Origin of the sequence: Sphingobacterium sp. WOUb80 (genome assembly GCF_050058145.1) — a bacterium.
Lineage (GTDB): Bacteria > Bacteroidota > Bacteroidia > Sphingobacteriales > Sphingobacteriaceae > Sphingobacterium.
The window spans coordinates 4,259,873-4,283,980 of the sequence record NZ_CP165617.1 but is presented as its reverse complement, the minus strand read 5'-3'; the positions used below and the strand labels follow the sequence as shown (position 1 = coordinate 4,283,980).

The following is a 24,108-nucleotide window of genomic DNA, read 5'->3' as shown; positions in this document are numbered from 1 at the left end:
ATACCATTGGGCCAGATAATAAATTTTTTCGAGATTTGTTGTCTGGCCTTTTTGCTGAAAATGTTTGATATTGGAACGTAATGGACGTATTTGATTATAGAGAAGAATTAAAAAAGATACCACATCGACCGGGAGTCTATCAGTATTTTGATAAAAATAACGAGCTGATTTATATCGGTAAAGCGAAGGATCTGCGTAATCGGGTCGGTTCGTATTTCGTTAATGAAAATCAGCTGAATGGCAAAACCCGTGTTTTGGTGCGGAAGATTAACCGTATATCTTTTACTATAGTTGATACAGAGATTGATGCTTGGCTGCTTGAGAATTCATTAATCAAGAAACACAAACCCAAGTATAATGTTCTGTTGAAGGACGATAAAACCTATCCATGGATTGTCATCAAGAATGAACCTTTTCCGCGTGTTTTTTGGACCAGACAATATATCAAGGATGGGTCCCGCTATTATGGTCCCTATCCTTCGGTGGGGATGATGCATATTGTATTGGATCTGATCCGTGAATTGTTTCCCCTCCGTACCTGCAATTTGGCTCTCACACAGGAAAATATACGGAAGGGGAAGTTTAAGATCTGTCTTGAATACCAAATTGGAAATTGTAAGGGGCCCTGTGAAGGGTATCAGTCCGAAGACGACTACGATCAGAACCTGAGTGATATCAAAGATATTCTGAACGGAAAGATTGCTGTGGTGACCAATCGTTTAAAAGAGAGTATTGCTACAGCAGCAGCAGCTTTGGATTTTGAAAGAGCGCAGTTAATTAAGGCGAAGCTGGATAAGCTGGACAATTACCAGAGCAAGTCTACAGTTGTAAACTCATCCATTACAAATGTGGATGTGTTTAGCATTGCTTCAGATGAGGGTTATGCTTTTGTCAATTACCTGAAGGTTATGAATGGTGTTATTATTCAGACACAGACCCTCGAAATGAAAAGGCGTTTGGACGAGAGTGAACAGGAGCTTCTGGCCTTGGCGATACCGGAGATTCGGGAGCGCTTCAAAAGCCTTTCACGGGAAATTATCGTACCTTTTGAATTGGATATTGAAGAGAACGAACGGATTCGATTTACGATTCCGAAGCTGGGCGAAAAGAAAAAATTGCTGGAGCTTTCCCAAAAGAATGTGGCATTTTTCAGAAAAGAGCGGCTGTTGCAATATGAAAAGCTTAATCCCGATATCCGGACGGAGCGCATCTTAAAGCAGATGCAAAAAGATCTGCGCATGAATGTGCTGCCACAGCATATTGAATGTTTCGATAACTCGAATATTCAGGGAAATTATCCCGTATCGGCTATTGTTGTGTTTAAGGACGCAAAACCTTCGAAGAAAGATTATCGCCACTTTAATGTGAAAACAGTGGAGGGACCCAATGATTTTGCCACGATGGAGGAGGCTGTTTTTAGACGCTATAGACGATTATTGGATGAAGATCAACCTTTGCCGCAATTGATCATTATCGATGGTGGAAAAGGACAGTTAGGCGCAGCCTTAAAGAGTCTTCGCTTGTTGGGGATAGAGCGAAAAGTAACCGTCATCGGTATTGCCAAAAGACTGGAGGAGCTTTTCTATCCAGGTGATCAATATCCACTTTATTTAGATAAAAAATCAGAGACTTTAAAGGTTATTCAGCATCTTCGGGATGAGGCACACCGCTTCGGAATTACTTTCCACCGTAATCAAAGGAGTAGGAAAACCTTCGTTTCGGAGCTGGAAAATGTTCAGGGCATAGGTAAAACAACGGTTGAGAAAGTATTGACCGAATTTAAATCGGTGAAAAAAGTGAAAGAAGCTTCAGATGAAGAGCTAAAAAAAGTGCTTAATCTGAAACAGATTAAAGCACTTCGTGAATATTTTGCAAAGTAAAGATTTAGAAGTAGACCTGTTCGTGAACCGAAGTTCTGTACAACCAAGATCTCCGTACTAATTATTTAATACGAATTAATCGTCGTAACCGAAACGTTTAAGGTAATTCTTTTTGCTTCTCCAGTCAGGAATTACCTTAACGAAAAGTTCGAGAAACACCTTCCCATCGATAAACTCTTCAATATCCTGGCGTGCATAGGTGCCTACTTTTTTGATCATAGCGCCTGCTTTTCCAATGATAATATTTTTTTGAGAATCGCGCTCTACAATGATTTCTGCTGCAATACGGGTGATATTTGCTTCCTCTTTGTAAGAGGTCACGATTACTTCTGTACTGTAAGGAATCTCCTTGTCGTATAATTTGAATACTTTTTCACGGATCATCTCAGAGACGAAGAAACGCATGGATTTATCCGTTAATTCATCTTTTTCATAATAGGCTTCGTGAATTGGCAGTTTGTCCTTAATGTATTGCATCACAGCGGCGACATTATGATTCAATTTTGCTGAAATGGCAAAAATAGTGTCAGGATTTAATTTTTCCTGCCAGAATTCAATCTTCGCCTTAACCTCTTCTTCCGAAGATTTATCGATTTTGTTGATAAGGACGGCAACTGGAGAGTTGGTTTTGCGCAATTTCTCCAAAACATCGTTCTCATCGTATTTTTCGTGGATATCTGTCACAAATAAAATAATGTCTGCATCGATCAACGATCCTTGAACAAAATTCATCATTGATTCCTGCAAAGAATAGTTTGGTTTGATAACACCAGGTGTGTCGGAAAACACAATTTGATGGTCTTCATCGTTTACAATACCGATAATGCGGTGTCTTGTCGTTTGCGCTTTGGGTGTAATGATAGACATTTTTTCACCCACTAAAGCGTTCATTAGGGTGGACTTACCAGCATTTGGCTTTCCGATGATACTTACGAATCCTGCTTTATGTGACATTTTTCTAAATTTTATTAGGATTACAAAGAAACAAAATATATCTTTGTACTCCAATTCGGAAGGATCATAATCTTGTTTTTTCAAAAGAAAAAAGCAATTTTGTTCAAAAATATATTGCGGGGTGGAGCAGTTGGTAGCTCGTCGGGCTCATAACCCGAAGGTCACTAGTTCGAGTCTGGTCCCCGCTACTAAAGAAAGAGCCGATTGCAATGATCGGTTCTTTTTAAGAAATTCAAAATACATTGCGGGGTGGAGCAGTTGGTAGCTCGTCGGGCTCATAACCCGAAGGTCACTAGTTCGAGTCTGGTCCCCGCTACTAAAGAAAGAGCCGATTGCAATGATCGGTTCTTTTTAAGAAATTTAAAATATATTGCGGGGTGGAGCAGTTGGTAGCTCGTCGGGCTCATAACCCGAAGGTCACTAGTTCGAGTCTGGTCCCCGCTACTAAAGAAAGAGCCGATTGCAATGATCGGTTCTTTTAAGAAATTTAAAATACATTGCGGGGTGGAGCAGTTGGTAGCTCGTCGGGCTCATAACCCGAAGGTCACTAGTTCGAGTCTGGTCCCCGCTACTAAAGAAAGAGCCGATTGCAATGATCGGTTCTTTTTAAGAAATTCAAAATACATTGCGGGGTGGAGCAGTTGGTAGCTCGTCGGGCTCATAACCCGAAGGTCACTAGTTCGAGTCTGGTCCCCGCTACTAAAAGAAAAAGCCGAGGTGAAAATCTTGGCTTTTTTTGTGTCATACTTTTCTGTACAATGCCTTGTACTTTGGATCAGTTTCAAAACGGGGGATCAAGCAAAAGTTAACACTTGATTTATATCAACTCCTATATTAACAGGGTATTTATAGGGGATTAACAAGGGTATAACAGGGGGTTAACAGGGGTAAATCCCTGTTAACCCCCTGTTATACCCCAGCTAAAATAGTTTTATTCCAGTCTTAATACAGGAAGTGGAGTCAATTTGATCATACATTAGGCTAAACAAGCAAAGTTGAATGAGCACAATCATGAACATAGAAAATTACAAAACTGTCTTTTGCTGTTATTTAATCGTTCTAATTTTTTGATATTGGATTGCACTGTAAAATGTGTGTTTGTGCAATCGTTTGTCTAGTTTACGCAATCGATTTCGTTGTTTCCATATTTTGATATACTCCTATCTTCTTCTAGTTTTAGCTTTCATTTACCTAAATTTTGATTAGAACGCTAATCAATTTTTAAACTAACTATTAGATATGATCATTTCAAAGATTCTTGGTAATCAAAAATTGAGCTTATTGTCTTTAGCCTTACTCGTTGGGAGTACAAATAACTTGGCTAATGCGAGCAGTTTCAATTTCTCGGAAAACGGCGCTTTGTTCAACAATGTGCTATTTCAACAGAAAGTAACAGGTAAAATTTCAGCTACAGACGGCCCCAAAGCAGGTGTCACCATTCGTGTTAAAGGGACTGCTAAGTCCACGTCATCTGACGGCGATGGGCAATTTAGTATTGATGCTAAAAATGGAGACGTTCTATTAATCAATAGCATCGGTTATAAATCACAGGAAATCACCGTTACGAGTTCGGTTGTAAATATCAATTTGGTGTCTGATAATGAGACGCTGGAGGAGGTTGTTGTTGTCGCATACGGAACACAAAAGAAAGTGAATATGACAGGTTCTGTAGCTACAATTACACCAAAACAATTGGCAGAACGTCCCGTTACTTCCCTTCAAAATGCGTTACAGGGAATTAGTCCCGGTGTTACTGTGTTGAGCCGTCCTGCAGAAGTAGGGCGGAGTTCTTCTGGTGCATCGTCTAATGCAGGATCGATAACTGTACGTGGTAGATCAAATTTAGGATCTCCATCGCCCATGTTTATTATTGATGGTATTCCAGCTACGAGTGCTGAATTTTCAGCGTTGAGCCCCAATGATATCTCGAGTATGTCTGTATTGAAAGATGCGGCTTCAGCTTCACTGTACGGGTCTCGGGCAGCAAATGGCGTTATCTTAGTGACAACAAAACGTGGCGGCGGAGAACGTGCTGTTATAGGGTTTAATGCAAATTATGGGTTTCAGAGTGCGACGTTTTTACCTGAATATGCAGATGCAGTATCTTATGCTGAACTGTATAATAAAGCGATGCTCAATGTGGGCAAAACGGCAACTTTTACTCCTGAGGTTATCGAAAAATTTAAAAATCAATCTGAACCAGATCTTTATCCCAACAATAATTGGTACGATGAAGTGCTAAAACATACTGCTCCACAGCGCGAACTCGGCCTCAATGTTAATGCACCCGGAAAAATAACGAATTACTATTTAGGTTTAAATTATTTCGATCAACAATCACTCGTGCCGGGCCGGAAGCAGGATCGTGTTAATATGAAGTTGAATACGAATACAACTGTCATTAAGGACCTATTGACTTTTAATACCAACATGTCTTTCCTTAAGCAGGATTTTGATCGTACGGGCAGTGCTATTAGCTGGGTTGAAATGGGAAGGGCTTTACCGTTTACGGCAATACGTCAATCTGATGGTTCATGGGGTTCTATTTCAAATGGAAAACCAAATGCAACAATCGCAAAAAATAATCAGCTGCGGGCCATTACCGAAGGCGGTAGAGGGAACAACAGAGATAATTATCTACAATTGGCTGCAAATGCGTCCTTGACACCACTTGAAGGCTTGTCAATAGATGGGTCAATGTCCTTAAAGTATACAAATACCAACTCCTTTGATTTTATTAACCGTACTGATCCTGTCATAAATTTTATTACGAAGGAACCAATGCCTTCTACCGTAAATGCGATTAATGAACTGAAAGAATACTGGGGAAAACGTCAGGAACTCCTACTGCAGGGTACGGTTAATTATGAACGAACGTTTGGAGATCATTTTGGGAAAGTTACAGTTGGCGCATCGCAGGAATCAAATGTGTATCGTGAAGCATTTTTGGGTAGGAAAAATTTTGTGACCAATGATGCATCAACAATTATCAATGGTGACTCAGGAATGCCGAGTTCGGATGATACAGGATTAGCAAATCGTACGACGCAAGACGAATGGGCATTACGTTCTGTATTTGGACGATTTAATTACTCCTATAAAGATAAATATCTGTTTGAGGCAAACTTGCGTATGGACAACTCATCGCGCTTTGCACCTGAGGTTAGAAAGGCTACGTTCCCTTCCTTTTCTGCTGGCTGGAATGTCAATAAGGAATCTTTTATGGAAAATGTGAAATGGATTGACTTGTTGAAACTTCGGGGATCCTACGGTTCATTGGGTAATCAAGATGCTGTTCCAATCGGAAATTATTATAACCTGTTGGATCGTTTCTCTGCTTATAGTTTCGATGGGACTGCGGTGGACGGATTGGAGCAACTTTACGGAGCCAATCGTTTAGCTTTATGGGAAAAAGTAACGATGAGTAATGTCGGTATTGACGCAACGTTTTTGGGCGGGAAATTCAATTTAGTGGCTGATTATTTTGTAAAGAAAACAGATGATATTTTATTGCAGTCAGCACCATTATTTATTGGTGGATTTGATAAAAAACATTCTCCATTTTACAATCAGGGCGCTACCCAAAATAAGGGGATAGAGATCTCATTGACATATAATGGTAAAATAGGCGATGAATTTACGTATTCATTGTCGGGTAATATCTCAAAGATCAAGAATAAAATTATCTCCTTGGGCGAAGTGAATGAAATTGTTGATAGCTATTATATTAATCGTGTAGGTGGATCGGTAGGTGATTATTATGGCTATAAGACAGCAGGATTATTTACGTCCCAAAGTGAAATAGATGAACACGCAGATCAGAGCAGTTTAGGAGGTGCGACTAAAGTTGGGGATATTAAATATGTCGATATCAATGGAGATAAAATCGTTGATGCTAAAGATCGGACTATTTTGGGGAATGATGTGCCTTGGTTCAATTATGGATTTAATGTTCGTGCGGCCTACAAGAATTTTGATTTGGATGTGCTGACTTACGGCGTCGGTGGGGTAAAAACCTATTTGGAGAATGAAGCTTCTCAGCCGTTTTTCAATGGCGCAAATATCAAAAGAAGTTGGGTTGACGGCTGGTCAGAAGAAAACAATAAAGCCGATGCGCCATTTCCACGTATTACATTGACAGGAGATGCTCCTCAGAACTACAAAACTTCCGATTTCTGGTTGTTTAGTGGTAACTACTTTAGAATACGTGCAATCACGGTTGGTTATACATTCCCTAAAGAAGTATTGAGTCATATGAAGATGTCTCAGCTGCGTTTGTTTGCATCTTCAACAAATCCATTCACTTTTATGGCTGATAAACGCCTTGGGGATTATGATCCTGAGACTGGTTCCGGAAGAGCAAGTTATCCAGGTATTAAGACGATTTCTATAGGTCTGACAGCTAAGTTTTAATTTTTAAGATAAGAGAAATGAAAAGAAGTATATTATATTCACTAATGTCCACAGCACTTTTATTTGGAAGTTGCTCAAAAGATTTTTTGGACCGTACGCCTGTAAATAAAATTGCTGAGGATGACTATTGGAAGACTGAAAGCGATGTGAAACTAGCCGCGAATGCGATCTATGCCAAGCTTTCAGATGCGATGTATATGGATGGCGCATCGGATTTGGTTCATGCACAGTATCCTTGGGAAAGTACGGCAACCAATATCTCGTCTGGAGCTGTGGCAACAGATTTAGATGCAGGTTGGGATTATATTGCCATCCGTAGTTGTAACTATTTTTTGGAAAATGTAGATAAGGCGACGATGAGCGAGGAGTTAAAGGAGCGTTATAAGGCTGAGGTGCGCTTTATCAGGGCATATTTATATGTTCCAATGGTCGAGAAGTTTGGCGACATCCCTTTAGTTACAAAGGTATTGTCTAAAAATGAGGCGAATGTACCGCGTAATAAGAAGAGTGAAGTATTAGAATTTTTATACAATGAATTACAGGATGTATCCACAAAATTGCCTGCTTCCTATGCGTCTGAAAAAGGCAGAATCACAAAAGGAGCAGCTCTTGCGTTGAAAGCCCGTCTTTATTTATACGAAAACAATTGGGAGAAAGCAGCTTCAACAGCAAAAGAAGTTATGGGCTTAGGTTATTCATTGTTTAAAGTAAGTAGCGAATCCGAAAGAGATAAAAAAGATAACTATAACCAATTTGTTGACTTTAGTAATGCAGCGGACGAATCTAGATTCAGATTAGGATTAAGAAGTTATGAAGGCTTATTTGAGGTCGAAAACGAAGGAAATAGTGAAGTCATTCTAGACAGACAATATATTCCTGTGACACAAACACAGCTCAACAATACCCTTTTGATGGAAGGAAGTGTTGGTGGATGGAGTTCCCTAACACCTACGCAAAATCTAATTGATTTGTATCCAAGTTATAAAACAGGTCAACCAGTTGAAAAAATTACCGCTGCTATTCGGGCCGCAAATTATGCGAAAGCGGATAAATCAGATTTTGTAAAAGAGTTTAAAAATAGAGATCCGCGTTTTTATGCTTCTGTTTTGTTTGAAACAGCACCATGGAATGCATTGACAGAAGAAGGTGGGTATGTATTTACTTGGCAAAGTGGCAAATCGAATATGTCGCAGACGGGGTATAATTTTAGGAAATTGGTTGATCCGACATCAAATAGAGCACAAGTGGATTCCTATGCAAATATTATTCTGATCCGTTATGCTGAAATATTGTTGACCTATGCTGAGGCACAGAATGAGCTATCCGGTCCAGATGCCTCTGTTTACGATGCTTTAGATGGAATTCGTGTTAGAGCAGGTATGCCAAAAGTCGATCGAACAGTATATGCCTCTCAAGCAAAATTGCGAGAGCTAATACGTAATGAGCGTGCAGTAGAACTTGTTTTGGAAGGATCTCGTTATTATGATATTCGCCGCTGGAAAACTGCTCCAGATGTCATGAAGAATATTTACAATGTGTCCAACGGTTTGGCGCAGGAACGTGTTTGGAATGATAAGTTATATTTGATGCCGATTCCTCAAGGGCAAATCGATTTGTCGTATGGTGTGTTGACTCAAAATAAAGGTTATTAGTATTCCAGTAACTTGAAGCTAAAACGGGCTCCTTCATGATTGAAGGGGCCCGTTTTATTTAATCATTTTAGGGGTTCTATTTAGTTTATACACTATGAATTACATCGCTATGGTGATCGGTTATTTTTTTGTTGCTATTGGATGTTTATGCAATCGTTTGTTTAATTGGCGCAATCGATTTCGTTGCTACTAAATTTTGATATACTGTCGTCATCCTTTAGTTTTAGCATTCATGTACCTAAATTTTGATTAGCACGCTAATCAATTTTTAAACTAACTATTAAATATTATGATTTCAAAGATTCTCGACAATCACAAGTTGAGTCTGTTATCATTAGCTTTACTCATTACAAGTACACACAACTCGGCTAATGCTAATGGTCTTACGTTTCCAGACAACAATATTTTGTTGAATGACGCGGTTTATCAACAAAAAGTGAGCGGAACAGTGCGGTCTGCAGACGGACCCTTGGCAGGAGCTACAGTCAATGTTAAAGGTTCTTCCAAATCTACATCGACTGATGCGACAGGAAAGTTTAACATTGATGCTAAGATTGGCGATTTGCTGGTAGTTAGTAGTGTAGGGTTTAAAACCCAAGAAATTGTTGTCACAGGACAAACGATTAATATCAATCTAGAATCCAACGACGAAGCGTTGGAAGAGGTTGTTGTCACCGGTTATTCGCGTCAGAAGAAAACGGAGGTTTCGGCATCTGTTGTTTCAATCGATCAAAAAACCTTAAAGGATGTCAAATCTCCCAATGTTTCGAATTTATTGCAAAGTAAGATTGCAGGGGTGGACGTTGTTGCTGGTTCAGGTAGGCCTGGCGCCAATGCCAATATCCGTGTTCGGGGAAGGAATTCAATAAATTCTAATATCAGTCCATTATGGGTGGTAGATGGTGTCATTATGCATGGAACACCAAATATCAATCCCAATGACATTGAGTCAGTATCTGTATTGAAAGATGCTGCTGCAACTACACAATACGGATCTAGAGGTGCTAGTGGTGTAATAGTTGTAACGACGAAAAGAGCATTAAAACCTGGTGAACATCTTTTTGCAGTAAATTTATCTTCTGGAATATCGAAATTCAATCCTGGTAAATTTAAGGTAATGAATTCACAGCAAATGTGGGATTTATATCAATCATTTAACAATCAAACTGCAATACCCAATAATATTACTTCGGACGTTTTAAATACAGATTTTAACTGGTTGGCTAATGGTACTCAAAATGGTGCTATTAATGATTTTAGTGCCAACTATTTGGGGAAAACAGAAGAGACGTCAATTTATGCGAGTGGCAATTATTATGACGAAAAAGGATCTGTAAAAGGATATGATTATAATAGACTTACAGGTAGACTAAATATTGAGCATAAGCTGACAAAGAACTTAACTTTTAAACCTAAGTTAAACGCATCGTACACCAGTTATAAAGATCGTCAACATTCCATATATGACATGTACCTCAATATGCCTTGGGATACACCATTCTATGCAGATGGTTCTTTAAAGAATACAAAACTAGACAATGTAGGTTGGTACGGGAGAGATAATAATAATTATCTGTATGACCTTCAGTATAATTATGGAGAGGGACAGACATTTGATGTGCAGTCAAATTTAGATTTTTCATTGAGAATATCGGATAAGTTTACATTCGAATCTATGAATAGTTTGACCTACTATAATCAAACGACCATGTCATATACGGATCCGAAATCAAATTCGGGGTTGGAAAATAAAGGTTCAGTGTCTCAGTTTTCTGATAAACGTATCACTCGATTTTTTAATCAAATGTTGAAGTACAAGGAAAACTTTGGTAAACACGAAGTTTCGGCACTCGCTGCATACGAATATTCGGATTATGTCTATACAAGTGTAGGTGCCGCTGGAAAAGGTATTTCAGCTGGGTCGACAATTGTTGATAACGCCGCTAACTTTTTGTCACAGTCTGGTACAAAAAATGATTATGCCTTTCAGTCCGGTCTTGTTCAGGTTAATTACAAATATGATGAACGTTATAATTTCCAAGGATCTTATCGTTTAGATGGAGCTTCACGATTTGGTGCCAATAACCGTTATGGCGGATTCTTCGCAGTCAGTGGAGCGTGGAATATTAACAAAGAAGATTTCTTTCATGTCGATATGATCAATTTGGCGAGACTGAGAGCTTCCTATGGAGAAGTTGGTAATACGCCAACATCGCTCTACGCATCCTATTCGCTGTATGGCCTAAATGGACAATATAACGGAGAGCCTGCTGCTATTCCAAATCAATACAATAATAGAAATGTAAGCTGGGAGAAATCGAGAGATGTGAATTTAGGTTTGGAGTTGGGTTTTCTCAACCGAATCGATTTAACTGTCGATGCGTATAATAAAAACACAGATGGTTTACTTTCCTATGTGAAATTTCCGGCAACAGCTGGGTGGGATGGTTACTGGTACAACATAGGCTCCATCAACAATAAAGGTCTGGAATTGGCGATTAATGCTCGGGTATTAGATCCGGAAAGCCCACTGCAATGGAATGTGGGTGCCAATTGGGCGGCAAACAGGAATAGGGTTAAGCAATTAAAAGATGGTACTGACGTTCCTGCAGGTAATAAGCGCTATTCCGAAGGAAGAGATATCGATTCATGGTATATGCGTAAGTGGTCCGGTGTAGATGAGAACAATGGCGCACCATTGTGGGAAGTTGTCAATGCTGAAACAGGTGAGATTTCTACCACATCCAATTACAATAAAGCAACATTACAATTTGTAGGTACTTCTACACCAAAGTACCAGGGTGGTATCAATACAAGCTTTTTATATAAAGGAATTTCATTGACGGCTACTTTCTCTTATTTACATGGAGCCTATGCCTACAACGGAGGTCGTGAATTGTTTGACTCAGATGGAGCGTATCCTTCCTATAACCAAATGGTTCTTGCTGATGGATGGTCAAGATGGAGTCCGTCAAATACTAATGCAACACATCCAGTAGCATCGTATAACAATAATAGCGGTTCTAACAAAACATCGTCCAGATACTTGGAAGATGCGTCATTTTTTAGGTTGAGAAATGTCACACTAGCTTATAATTTTAATCCGCAACTGTTGAAGAGACTTAAGTTGAAAAGCGTCAACGTTTTCGTAGCAGCAGACAATCTATGGTTGTCAACCAAATTTACCGGAGTTGATCCAGAAGCAGCTTTATTTGGAGATTCGACATCGCAATACCCCTCACCAAAACGTGTAACGGCAGGTGTTAATTTCACATTTTAAACTAAATCACATGAAACATAAATTTTTATATTCATCAATTATATTTTTCTTCTTAAGTTCTTGCTCACTAGATAAGGAACCTTTTACTGATTTGACAAACGAATCAATAGAAAATACAGAAGGAGCGATCGATGCGTTAAACCTTGGAAACTATCATACGCTAAAAAGCTGGGTGGAGAATTGGCACCGTGTTACCGAGTACCCTTCGGATGAAGTTTCTTTGAGCGGGACTACGACTGATGCATTCTTTTATAATTACAACTACAACCGTATTGTCAATAATGGCAGAGTAAATAGTTATTGGGAAAATTCTTATAAAATTATTGCGGGAACAAATAATATTTTAGGTCAACTGGAAGTAGGGACTTCAGAAAAAAATGATCAAATCATTGCTGAAAACCTCTATCTCAGAAGCTTGATGTATTTTTATTTGACAAATGTTTTTGGACGCCCATATAACCAAAATCCAGAGATAAACTTAGCGGTTCCTCTTAAGTTGAATGCAGATCCATTTGAGGTCTTGCCTCGTAACACTGTTAAGGAGGTTTATCAGCAAATCGTTTCGGACCTATTGAAAGCTGAAACGCTCTTTAAGTCATATAAAGGAAACATATATGCGAGTGAGTATGCTACTCAGGCTCTGTTGGCACGGGTGTATTTATTTATGGGGGAGAACGAGAAAGCTATAAGTTATGCTGATAAAGTAATTAATTCAGGGAAATTTACTTTGTTAACCCGAGACAAATATACAGAGATTGCTACTGCTGCACCTGAGAACAACTCTGAGACGATTTTTGCAATAAAATTTTTAAAGGATGTTGATTATTCTGACAACGGTTGGTATACAATTGGTTCGATGTATGCAACAATCAATGGGGCCGGTTGGGGCGAAATGTATGCTTCCAGATCTTATTTAGAGGAAGTACGTAAATATCCCGAAGATATTCGCTATAGTTTCGTAGAGCCAGTTGTGGCCAATGACAAGGAATTACATGCCTATTATGTTGATGATAATTATAAATATAATAGTGTTGTCGTTCAACAAGAAGGTACAGATTTTACATATACCTCAGGTGGAAGCAAAAATAAGTTGATTAAAGAATCTAATGGTGCTGGTTCTTTCCAATATTTCATTGAAATCGCAGGAAAGAAAAGGACGATTTTAATAGATAAAAAGTTGGAGGACCGTAACGGGTATCTTAAATATTTTATTCTAAAATGTTCTGGACAAGAAGGACAGGGACACCTTTGGTCTCCTGTGATATCCAGACTTGCGGAAATATATTTGATTCGCGCAGAAGCGAATGCAAAAATAGGTCGAACACAACAAGCATTAGACGATTTGAACGTTATCCGTAAACGCGCAGGAATCCCAACTGCTGGGTTATGGACAACAGCTAATCTTGGTGGAAAATCGGCTCTTGATGTTGTATTGTCAGAGCGAAAACTTGAACTCGCCTGGGAAGGACACCGGAAATTTGACGTGTTTAGAAATGGGTATACCTTAGATAGAAAATATCCGGGTACACATATCGCTAATTCAAATTCCTTTTTAACGGTCGATGCAAAAGCCAATGAAATTATTGATTTTATCCCAGAACAGCAGATTACATTGACACATGGTGTTTTAAAACAAAATCCATAACTTATATTGATAGATGATTAACCAAAAGCATTACTTTTTAGGAAGTAATGCTTTTTTTGTTTTATCCTGCATAATCCCTTTCGAATCCGTATCTTTGTTCCCTTAAGTATATTTTTAGCATAAAAGTGCCATCTGCTGTGATAGTGGGTGGATCAAATAAAATAAATATGGCAAATATTGTTGCAATTGTTGGTCGTCCAAATGTTGGTAAATCTACCTTATTCAATCGTCTTACAGAAAGTAGAAAAGCGATTGTTGATGACTTTAGCGGGGTGACGCGCGACCGTCATTATGAAACAGCCGAGTGGATCGGAAAGAAATTTACAGTAATTGATACAGGTGGTTTTGTACATGGTTCGGATGATATCTTTGAAGAGGCTATTCGTGATCAGGTCTATATCGCTATTGAAGAGGCTTCGGTCGTTATATTCATGGTGGATGTCACAACTGGCATTACCGACTTGGATGACGAAATCGCTGATATTCTGAGAAGGAGCTCCAAACCTGTGTATGTAGTGGCCAATAAAGTCGATCACGCTAAATTGCACCATGAATCGGCAGAGTTTTATGCCTTTGGTTTAGGTGAGGTCTTCAATATCTCATCGGCTACAGGATCGGGTACAGGGGAATTGTTGGATGCTGTTGTTTCTCATTTCGAAGTGGAAGAGGAAGAAGAAGAATCCTTACCTAAATATACCATCGTAGGCCGCCCGAATGTGGGTAAATCCTCCTTGACAAATGCATTGATCGGCAAAGATCGCAATATTGTAACGCCAATGGCAGGGACAACACGTGATTCAATCCGTATACATTACAATCAATATGGACATAACTTTTTATTGATCGATACTGCAGGTCTTCGCCGTAAGTCTAAAGTAAATGAAGATATCGAGTTTTATTCAGTGATGCGTACCATCAAAGCATTGGAAGATTCTGATGTGACGATTTTAATGCTAGATGCACAAGATGGATTGGAAGCGCAAGACGTGAATATCTTCAACTTAGCGGAGAAGAACCGTAAAGGTATCGTGATTGTTGTCAATAAATGGGATTTGATCGAAAAGGACAATAAAACAATGAAGGCCTTTGAAGATCGCATCAAAGAAAAAATAGCACCATTTACAGATGTGCCTATTATCTTTACTTCTGTCACCGAAAAACAACGTGTTCTTAAGGTATTGGAAGTTGCCGATAAAGTATACGCCAACAAGACAAAGAAAATCCCTACGTCCAAGTTGAATGAAGTGATGTTGGATATTATCGAAAACTATCCACCGCCATCCTTAAAAGGAAAATATATCAAAATTAAATATGCGACGCAGTTGCCTGGACGGACACCGATGTTTGCATTCTTTTGTAATCTGCCACAATACATCAAAGATCCATATAAACGCTTTATAGAGAATAAATTGCGTGAAAACTTTGACTTTACAGGTGTGCCAATTCAAATATATTTTAGACAGAAATAGATTTTCAAGTAGCGATTAAACATGGACCATAATCTCTTTTTATACAATACGCTTTCGCGAACAAAAGAAAAATTCGAACCTATTCATCCCAATCTCGTTGGCATGTACGTCTGTGGACCTACAGTATACAGCGATGTGCATTTGGGAAACTGCCGGACGTTTGTATCTTTTGATCTGATTTTTAGATACCTTCGCCATCTTGGTTATAAAGTGCGTTATGTACGCAATATTACAGATGCAGGGCATTTAGAGGGCGATCGCGACGAAGGAGATGACAAATTTGCAAAAAAAGCAAAATTGGAGCAATTGGAGCCGATGGAAATCGTTCAGAAATATACCATAGGTTTCCACGATGTGTTGCGTCTTTTCAATACGCTGCCTCCTAGTATAGAGCCTACGGCGACGGGACATATTTCCGAGCAGATCGAAATGATTGAACAAATTGTGGAGAATGGCTACGCTTATGAAAGGAATGGTACCGTCTATTTTGACGTTGAGAAGTATGTTGAGAAATACGACTATACAATATTAACCAATCGAAAATTGGAAGATATGCTCAACAATACCCGCGAATTGAGTGGTCAGGACGAGAAAAAGGGCCGTTTAGATTTTGCTTTATGGATTAAAGCAAAACCTGAAACGATTATGCGCTGGCCAGCTCCATGGAGTGTTGGATTTCCAGGATGGCATATTGAATGTTCGGCCATGAGCAGAAAATACTTAGGTGATCAATTTGATATTCATGGTGGTGGAATGGATCTGGCAGCTACACACCATACTAACGAAATTGCACAGTCCGAGGCGTGTAACCATACAAGCCCTGCCAAATACTGGATGCATACCAATATGTTGACTGTAAACGGTGCCCGGATGTCCAAATCCGCAGGAAATGGATTTTTGCCGGGAGAGCTTTTTACAGGAAATCATCCACTATTGAATAGAGGTTATTCGCCAATGGCTGTACGCTTCTTCATGTTACAAGCACATTATAGAAGTACGTTGGATTTCTCCAATGAGGCATTGGATGCGGCCGATAAGGGGTATAAACGTCTTATGACAGCCATCGGCCTTTTGGATAAATTGAAGGTATCGAAAGGCGCTGATTCATTCAATTTAGCTGAAATCCGCCGTAAATGTTATGCTGCTATGGATGATGATTTCAATAGTCCTGTGCTCATTGCCGAATTGTTTGAAATTGTACGTATCATCAACTCAATTTATGATGGTAAGGCGAAGGTAACGGAAGAGGGATTAGTAGACCTTAAAATATTCATGAAAGAATTTGTTGAGGATATCTTAGGGCTCAGAAACGATCAGACTTCCGCATCTGATGATATCGATGACGTTATGAATCTGGTTATTAAATTACGTAATGAAGCGAAGGCAAATAAAGACTTCGTGACTTCAGATCGTATCCGTGATGAGCTTAATTCTATTGGAATTCAGTTAAAAGATAGCAAAGAAGGAACACTTTGGAATAAGATTTGATAGATAAGAAAATCGAATTTATAAAAAGAGGAAAGAAAGATCATTTGCATATGAATTTTTGGAATAGGCTATCCGTCGTCGCATTGATGAGTGTCGCTGGTACGACACTATATGCACAGATACCCGAGAAAGTTGGAAGCCTATTACAGGCCGATAAGGACGCTGCTGCATTGTCGAAAGCGTCTACGCCGCATCAGGCATTTTTATCGATCATTGATAAGGAATCTACGTTTTATGTTCCATCGGCGGTAAATGCTTATAACTACCTCAATAATAGACCAAATATTCCCGATGTTTTGAATTGGCAGCCTACATTTGCACTGATTGCTAAGAGTCAGGAATTTGGTGTTACTTCGGGCTCCATGGATTTTCAAAAAGTAGGTGCTCGATTGCGTCATGGAGAATATCTGACCGTATGGAAGCGGAATAAAAAGGGCAAGTGGTTGGTTGATATTCGTGCCGAAGTGGAAAATAATGGAAAGGATGGGGATTTTGATCTTGAATATATCGAACCTACCGATTCCTGGTATTTGAAACATCGCTCTAAAGTGCGTTTAAATCAGCGCGAAGATATTGTCTTGGAAACGGACAAATTGATGTCAACCGTATTGAAAGCAGACAACCCAACCGCATATAAGGAGTTTTTAAGCGAGGATGTCCGGTTTTTGTTCCCGTGGACCAGTCCGATGGAAGGAAAGGCAACAATGATGGCTTATCTCAAAAAACAACGGATGACGATAGAAACAGTTCCTGAAGAGGTAAAACGTTCTTACAGTGGTGATTTTGCGTATACAAAAGGAACTGCAACAGTAAGGCAAAAGGATAAAGTTGTGAAGTATAATTATATCCGTATCTGGCAACTGAGCGAATTGGCGAAAGATGATGTGAAGAAGGCCAATTGGAATATTCTGATTGAGATGATGTTTGAGAAATAATAAACGACAACTGTAAAATAAAAAGGGCTTGAATATTTTATTCAAGCCCTTTTTATTTGATTAGCGTTGTACGCTTATTGTTTTTTCCATTTTTTCAATTCATCGCAAGAACCAAATTCGTCACTGATATTGATAAATGTTGTTTTCGATTTATCGTCAAACCATTTACTTAGATTGCGATTGATTTTATCTTGTTTGGCAGCCTCTTTAATCTTTGTGAAATCTTCGTCCAAATTTGCTTTATGTGGCGGGATACGTGTTTTCAGGTAATTGAAACGGTAGCCAACATCGCCCATTTTGTCCGTAAATTGCTCCGGTTTAGAATACTCGCCAGGTTTTAGCTGGTCAATCGCTGTAAAGACTGATTTCTCCAATCCATCCATAGGAATCACAGTGGTACGGCTTGACCCCTCTTGATTTAGGATCATACCACCATTAAATTTACTTTCTTCTGCATCCGAGTAACTTGTAGCGGCGTGATAAAAATCCAATTTTTTGTCAACCACCAATTTATAGATACTGTCCAGTTTATTTTTTGTCCGTTCCAATGCGGCTGGACCAGGATTGATCTTCATCAGGATATGGCGAGTGTGTACCTCTTCACCACGTCTTTCGAGTACTTGTATGATATGGAAGCCATATTTGGATTCTACAATAGGTGAAAGTTCTCCCGGTTTTAATTTAAAGGCCATCGCGGAGAATTCTTTTACATAATTGTCACGTGTGCCAAAACCTAAATCACCACCATAAGGAGCGGATCCCGGATCCTGGGAATATAGACGAGCCATTGTGCCAAAGTCAGAGCCATCTACAATCTGCTTGCGAATACCTTCAATTTTCTCCCGTTGTTCTTTTTTCTCTGCATCTGTCAATTTGGGCATCATAACAATCTCACCAATTTCCACTTCAGTATTAAAATAAGGAAGGCTGTCTTGGTTTAGACCTTCAAAATAACGTTTGACCTCTAATGGTGTCACATCGACTTTTTGAACAATATTTTGTTGCATCTTATTTGCTTTCAATTGCTCAAAAACACTTGGACGCATTTCTTCCTTATATTGTAGAAGAGAGCGGTTGAGGAATTTCTCAAGACGTTCTTGTCCACCCGCCTGTTGGGACATATGGCGCAAACGGGAATTAAGGTTGTCATCAACTTCAGTTTCAGTAACATCGATAGAGTCGATGACCGCCTGTTGGGAAAGCAGTTTTTGAATAATTAATTGCTCAAGTACGCCACATTTAAATTTTTCATTAGGTTTGTTTCCTTGCGCCAACCATTGTGAATATTGCATATCCACGTCGGACTGTAAGATAATGCCCGATCCGACCGTTGCAACAACGCGATCAATAACCTGACGTTGCGCAAGACTGGCTTGAATTGATGCAAACAGCAATAAAAACAATATATAAATGGTTTTTTTCATCCGTATAAATTATTTATGATATTAATGAGTGTTCCTCATTTTGTTTTAAATGAGTTCGTTTACTCATTACCTTCGTACTCTAAGGTATTCGTGAGCTCACTTCGTTCGGTTCACTCTTTTTTGTTTATGATTTACTCATGATTAAAGACACAAGCCCTTGCCCATATGAGTCGTAATTCTGTCCAATATATACTTTTTTGAACAACAGCACAAAATTATCAGATTATATGAATTATTCGTACTTTTATTTAACAATATTTTTGTATTCCCAATATTTAAAATTGGCGATTTTGGAATTGTTAAAATTGATGCGCTAAAATACGCATTTGCCTATAAGAAAGGACGGTTTTAACCAAATTTAACAAGTCTATTGCCGATATTTACGCGTATAAAATGGCTGGGGTGAGTATCAACACTTATAAAATAATTTCAATGAAAAAAGCATTTATTTATTTGATGACAATTTTACCACTTGCTAGTTTTGCTCAGCAGATTCCTATGTTTGTGGGGACGTATACCAGCAAAACTGAAAGTAAAGGTATCTATATCTATAATTTTGACGTTAAAACAGGTGAAACAACCTTGTCGAGTACACAGGAGAGCAAAGACCCTTCATTTTTGGCGCGAAATAATAACTTTATTTATGCCGTCAATGAAGTTCCAAATCAGGAGGGAAGTGTTTCCGCTTATTCTTTTAAGGATGGTCATTTAACCTTTCTAAACTCGCTTCCTTCTGGCGGAGAGTCACCTTGTTTTGTTGAAGTGCACCCGAAAGGAAGTCTGCTTGCTGTGGCAAATTACACGGGTGGGTCAGCAGCTTTGTTTGATTTAGAAAGTAACGGTGTTTTGAGTAAGAGAGCTCGATTGATACAGCATGAAGGCAAGGGAGTTGATCCGCAGCGTCAGGAAAAACCACATGTACATTCGACCTTTTTTTCCAATAAAGGAGATAAGTTATATGTTCAGGATCTTGGGCTGGATGAGATCTCCATATATCCGGTGAATAAAGCTGGGAATATCTATAGTCTAGCCGAGGAATCTGAAGACATCTTTACACCTGCAGGCGGTGGTCCACGACATATTGTATTCGATAAGAAAGAGAAATTCCTGTATGTCGTCCTGGAAATGACTGGTCAAATAGCATCGTATAAAAAAGATGGTGATGCGTGGATGTACCAGAGTACTTTTGAAATCAATCCGGAAGGCTTTAAGGGTAATAACGGTGGCGCGGATATTAAGCTGTCTGCTGATGGGAAATTTCTGTATGCGACCAATCGTGGTGATGCAAATACAATAGCTACTTTTTCGGTTGAGAAGGACGGAGATCTGAAGAAAATATCCAATCTTTCAGTGAAAGGTAAAGGACCTCGTAATTTCAACCTTTCTCCAGACGGGAAATATCTTTTGGTTGCCAATCAATATACAAATAATATTGTTTTGTTTAGCCGGGATGCCAAAACTGGTTTGTTGACAGATACTGGGAAAGAAATTTCTGTACCAGCACCTGTTTGTATCATATTCTAATCAAGACAAGAAGTTCAAATAAGACAAGAAGATGTTTAAGAAAAACCGTATACGTTTTTCTTAAAAATCTTCTTTGCGGCAATCCAGTTTGCCTTCGTTCTCAAGATCATTTAAGGTAGTTCCCTTCCATGTTTTAACTCGTTGGATATAGGCTGCTCTGCCAATCATATGTGCTGCAACTGGAGCCGTTAGGATCAGGAAAAATCCAATAGCGATGGCCTTGGTCGTTACGGATACATCCGGGAAGGTCATGGCTGCACAGATGAGTAAAAGCCCTACCCCCAATGTTGCCGCTTTGACAGTTACCGAAAGACGTAAATAAAAATCGGGCATCCGCAAGATGCCAATAGAAGCAAATAGTATGGCCAGTGCCCCAATGGTGCTGAGTATGGCTAAAGTAATATCAATCATCTTTACTTTGTTTTTCTAAATAAAATGAAAAAGCTATAGTACCTAGAAACGCGATGAGCGCCAAGATCATGGCAATATCCAGAAACACTTCCTGCGAAGTTCGTATACTATAAACGGTAATAATGCCGATCCCGATGGTGATAATGAGATCTAAGGCAATAACACGATCAAATATCTGGGGACCTTTATATAACCGAATAAAAGCCAATATGACTGAAATAGTCAGGATCGGGAGGATCACATAATCGAAATAGCTATTTAAAGTCATCTTAAAAGTTCTAAAAGTCTTCGTTCAACATTGTTTTTAAGGGTAGAAACAAACTGCTCCTTGCTCTTCATATACATCACATGGATAAAGAGTGTTTTTTTATCTTCACTTACATCGAGGATAAGTGTGCCGGGTGTCAACGAGATAAAGGTTGAAAGAAGGTTGATTTCTAAATCCGTTTTTGCATCCATGGGATACTTGACAATCGCTGGTTTGATAAAGAACTTAGGCGTTATCACGTCATAGGCCACCTGTACATTGGCGACAATCATTTCCCACAGGAAGAAAAGAATAAAACTCAATGTTTTGGGTACCCGATAAAAGTAGCGTTGATCCACCTCATTCCGATTCATCAGCCAGAGAATACCAAAGCCTAGCATAAAGCCGAAGAGAAAGTTAGTATAATACATCGACCCCGTCAGTGCGACCCAAATAAAGGATAGCATAAGGTTCATTAAAAACTGTTTTATCATATCATTTCTGCCCTCCTAATACAGCGTTTATGTAAGGTGATGTGTCCAACAATTGTGTCGCAATCTGATCTGCGACATGGATAATCGCTTCGGCGTTGAGCCCGATATACAGGGACGCAGATGCCAAAATAACGACGGGAAGTATGAGCATTGTTCTTTTATAACCGATCATACCTGCAAATTTATCCTCAATGATTTCGGGATCGGGTGCATCTTTCCAGAATACCTGTGCCCACATTTTGGCGATGACAAACAAGGTGATAAAGCTGCCAATAATCAGGGCACCTGCGAAAGCATATTTTTCCAGTTGGAAAGCATCTTTGAATAGATAGATTTTAGGCCAGAATCCCGAGAGAGGGGGGATGCCCACCAGTGAAAAAAGAACGATGGCGAAAAGTAAGGAGATCTTCGGATATTGTGCATAAAGTCCACCCAGTTTGGTCATGTCCATGGTTCCGCGGAGCTGCCTTATAACACCTGCCATCAAGAATAAATTTGTTTTCACCATAATATCATGGATCAGGTAGAATACGGCTCCCAATAAAGCCCATTTGCTATACAAGCCCAGTCCTCCAATCATAAAACCAATATGACAAACGATCAGATAGGAAAACAACCTTCGGATATTGGTTTTGATCAATGCGCCAAATGCACCGGTCAGAATCGTTAATATGGCTAGCACGATAAGGAGTTCCTTGGTAAAATGATTGGGGATAAATAGCAAGGAAAAGACCCTGAATAAGGCGTAAATCCCAACCTTGGTCAATAATCCTCCAAATGTCGCTGCTACGGCCGAAGGCGGAGTATGATAAGAGGAGGGTAACCAGAAATAGAGTGGAAATACGGCAGATTTAATGCCAAAGCCGATCAGGAAAAATGTTGCTGTAATTTCTACTAATGCCTGATTTTGTATTTTCGGGATACGCAGGGCCAGGTCCGCCATGTTTAATGAGCCCGAAATACCATAGAGTATTCCAATACCTGTTAAAAAAAATGTCGAGGCCAGGATATTCATGGCCATATATTTTACGGCACCTTCCAGTTGGGATTTTCTTCCGCCGAGGGTCATGAGCACAAAAGAAGAGATAATAATAACTTCAAACCATACATATAGGTTGAAGATGTCACCTGTCAGAAAGGCGCCATTAAGTCCCATCATCAAAAAGTGAAAGATCGGGAAATAACCATAGAGGATGCGCTGGCGCCCCACGCCGACACAGGAAAAGATGGAGACCGCCAGACCTGCGATAGAAGTCAGGAGAACAAGAGTACTGCTGAATAGATCGGCAACAAAAACGATCCCGAAAGGAGCTTTCCAGTTGGCTGCATTCATGGTCAAAATACCACCATCATAAACCTTGAAGAATAGTTTAAAGGCAAGAATGAGTGCGAGCAAGCTTCCGCCAACGCTCAGAAAACGTTGTGCAGTAGATTTGCGCCACAACATCAGTTGGACAATAGCAATAAATAAATGCACGATAATCGTGGCAATAATGTGGTTATCTATCATATATCTTCTTCCTCAGGCGTGTTCAAATCATCCAGATCATCTGTCCCCAGCAATGCATATACACGCTTGAGTAAAACGATGGCAAAGGATGTTAGACCAAAGCTGATCACGATGGCCGTTAAAATAAGTGCTTGCGGAATCGGGTCCGCATAAATATCGGTGAATACCTTCAGATCGGGTCCAATGATGGGTGGTTTGCCTTTAATAATGTTTCCCAATAAGAAGATTAATATGTTGGTTCCATTGCCAAGCAACATAATACCCAACAACAATTTCACCATACTTCGACGCAGAATGAGGTATATTCCGGCAGCATAAAGGATGCCGATCAATAGTACGAGTATCAGTTCCATTATTCTTCTTCGGTAGTTAAAGCAATTGTAAATAAAATTGTTAGAACGACACCTATGACAACAAAGTATACGCCAAGGTCAAAAAATAAGGCTGTTCCTATCATCCCGATGACGGGGATTTTCTCTTCAAGCCAAAGCCCCGTCATAACGGGATAGCCAAAAAATGCAGGTAAGAACATACTTATGGCCGAAATTCCCAACCCTATAGGGATGAGTGACAGGGGTTTGTACTGAATCAATTTCATGGTATTTTGAGGGCCAAAGGCAAAACTATGCAGGACAAAGGCGATAGAAGCAACCAGGCCACCGACGAAACCTCCGCCTGGATAATAGTGTCCTCTTAGCAGGAGGAATACCGAAAAAAGTAAAAGTATCGGTAATAGATACCGCGTAGCGGTTTGTAATATTGTACTGTTCATCTGTTATTAT

17 protein-coding genes and 5 tRNA genes are annotated in these 24,108 nt (G+C 39.5%); 14 read left to right on the top strand and 8 right to left on the bottom strand.

Annotated elements, in window-relative coordinates:
• Positions 1-80 precede the first annotated feature (80 nt).
• Positions 81-1,880 (top strand): excinuclease ABC subunit UvrC, encoded by a 1,800-nt coding sequence (gene uvrC / locus AB1Z56_RS17995; RefSeq protein WP_426789806.1) that lies wholly within the window; start codon positions 81-83, stop codon positions 1,878-1,880.
• A 75-nt stretch (positions 1,881-1,955) separates the two neighbouring features.
• Here uvrC and era read toward each other — a convergent pair whose 3' ends face one another.
• On the bottom strand, positions 1,956-2,834 hold the full coding sequence (gene era / locus AB1Z56_RS17990; protein WP_293901579.1) for a GTPase Era: 879 nt from the start codon (positions 2,832-2,834) through the stop codon (positions 1,956-1,958).
• Between the two features lie 115 nt (positions 2,835-2,949).
• Between era and AB1Z56_RS17985 the strand changes: the two genes are divergently transcribed.
• From AB1Z56_RS17985 to AB1Z56_RS17930, 12 genes are all read left to right on the top strand, one after another.
• Positions 2,950-3,022, top strand: a tRNA-Met gene (locus AB1Z56_RS17985).
• 55 nt (positions 3,023-3,077) lie between these two features.
• Positions 3,078-3,150, top strand: a tRNA-Met gene (locus AB1Z56_RS17980).
• A gap of 55 nt (positions 3,151-3,205) precedes the next feature.
• Positions 3,206-3,278: transfer RNA gene (locus AB1Z56_RS17975), tRNA-Met, on the top strand.
• Positions 3,279-3,332: 54 nt separating this feature from the next.
• Positions 3,333-3,405 (top strand) — tRNA-Met (locus AB1Z56_RS17970).
• A gap of 55 nt (positions 3,406-3,460) precedes the next feature.
• Positions 3,461-3,533 (top strand) — tRNA-Met (locus tag AB1Z56_RS17965).
• 540 nt (positions 3,534-4,073) lie between these two features.
• Positions 4,074-7,247: a SusC/RagA family TonB-linked outer membrane protein gene (locus AB1Z56_RS17960; protein ID WP_426789805.1), complete on the top strand. Its 3,174-nt coding sequence runs from the start codon at positions 4,074-4,076 to the stop codon at positions 7,245-7,247.
• Between the two features lie 17 nt (positions 7,248-7,264).
• A complete protein-coding gene (locus AB1Z56_RS17955; protein WP_309365822.1) occupies positions 7,265-8,899 on the top strand; it encodes a RagB/SusD family nutrient uptake outer membrane protein in 1,635 nt (544 codons plus the stop codon).
• Positions 8,900-9,188: 289 nt separating this feature from the next.
• A complete protein-coding gene (locus AB1Z56_RS17950) occupies positions 9,189-12,179 on the top strand; it encodes a SusC/RagA family TonB-linked outer membrane protein (protein ID WP_426789804.1) in 2,991 nt (996 codons plus the stop codon).
• Positions 12,180-12,189: 10 nt separating this feature from the next.
• The gene (locus tag AB1Z56_RS17945; protein WP_309365824.1) at positions 12,190-13,824 is read left to right on the top strand and encodes a RagB/SusD family nutrient uptake outer membrane protein; all 1,635 of its coding nucleotides are present in this window, start codon (positions 12,190-12,192) and stop codon (positions 13,822-13,824) included.
• Positions 13,825-13,991: 167 nt separating this feature from the next.
• A complete protein-coding gene (der, locus tag AB1Z56_RS17940; protein WP_309365825.1) occupies positions 13,992-15,293 on the top strand; it encodes a ribosome biogenesis GTPase Der in 1,302 nt (433 codons plus the stop codon).
• Between the two features lie 21 nt (positions 15,294-15,314).
• On the top strand, positions 15,315-16,781 hold the full coding sequence (gene cysS, locus AB1Z56_RS17935) for a cysteine--tRNA ligase (RefSeq protein WP_309365826.1): 1,467 nt from the start codon (positions 15,315-15,317) through the stop codon (positions 16,779-16,781).
• Positions 16,782-16,831: 50 nt separating this feature from the next.
• Positions 16,832-17,716, top strand: coding sequence for a DUF4440 domain-containing protein (locus AB1Z56_RS17930; protein ID WP_426789803.1), 885 nt, complete (start codon positions 16,832-16,834; stop codon positions 17,714-17,716).
• 74 nt (positions 17,717-17,790) lie between these two features.
• Here AB1Z56_RS17930 and AB1Z56_RS17925 read toward each other — a convergent pair whose 3' ends face one another.
• Positions 17,791-19,140 carry a foldase protein PrsA gene (locus tag AB1Z56_RS17925; RefSeq protein WP_426789802.1) on the bottom strand — a complete coding sequence of 450 codons (1,350 nt, stop codon included), beginning with the start codon at positions 19,138-19,140 and terminating at the stop codon, positions 17,791-17,793.
• Between the two features lie 432 nt (positions 19,141-19,572).
• Between AB1Z56_RS17925 and AB1Z56_RS17920 the strand changes: the two genes are divergently transcribed.
• Positions 19,573-20,664, top strand: a complete 1,092-nt coding sequence (locus AB1Z56_RS17920) for a lactonase family protein (protein WP_309365829.1) — start codon at positions 19,573-19,575, stop codon at positions 20,662-20,664.
• Positions 20,665-20,724: 60 nt separating this feature from the next.
• On the opposite strand, the gene mnhG is transcribed toward AB1Z56_RS17920, so the two are convergent.
• Genes mnhG through AB1Z56_RS17890 form a run of 6 tightly spaced genes read right to left on the bottom strand, consistent with a single transcriptional unit; the run spans position 20,725 to position 24,098 of the window.
• Positions 20,725-21,075 (bottom strand): monovalent cation/H(+) antiporter subunit G, encoded by a 351-nt coding sequence (mnhG, locus tag AB1Z56_RS17915; RefSeq protein WP_309365830.1) that lies wholly within the window; start codon positions 21,073-21,075, stop codon positions 20,725-20,727.
• Complete coding sequence (locus AB1Z56_RS17910; RefSeq protein WP_046671612.1) at positions 21,068-21,343, bottom strand: monovalent cation/H+ antiporter complex subunit F; 276 nt, start codon at positions 21,341-21,343, stop codon at positions 21,068-21,070. The genes mnhG and AB1Z56_RS17910 overlap by 8 nt, the downstream gene beginning before the upstream one ends.
• Positions 21,340-21,798: a Na+/H+ antiporter subunit E gene (locus tag AB1Z56_RS17905; RefSeq protein WP_227550155.1), complete on the bottom strand. Its 459-nt coding sequence runs from the start codon at positions 21,796-21,798 to the stop codon at positions 21,340-21,342. Before AB1Z56_RS17905 ends, AB1Z56_RS17910 begins: the two co-directional genes overlap by 4 nt.
• Positions 21,799-21,817: 19 nt before the next feature.
• Entirely contained in the window at positions 21,818-23,326 is a 1,509-nt protein-coding gene (locus AB1Z56_RS17900; protein ID WP_426789801.1) for a proton-conducting transporter membrane subunit, read from the bottom strand.
• Positions 23,323-23,679 carry a Na+/H+ antiporter subunit C gene (locus tag AB1Z56_RS17895; protein WP_046671609.1) on the bottom strand — a complete coding sequence of 119 codons (357 nt, stop codon included), beginning with the start codon at positions 23,677-23,679 and terminating at the stop codon, positions 23,323-23,325. Before AB1Z56_RS17895 ends, AB1Z56_RS17900 begins: the two co-directional genes overlap by 4 nt.
• A complete protein-coding gene (locus AB1Z56_RS17890) occupies positions 23,679-24,098 on the bottom strand; it encodes a Na+/H+ antiporter subunit B (protein ID WP_075994294.1) in 420 nt (139 codons plus the stop codon). The genes AB1Z56_RS17895 and AB1Z56_RS17890 overlap by 1 nt, the downstream gene beginning before the upstream one ends.
• Positions 24,099-24,108 lie beyond the last annotated feature (10 nt).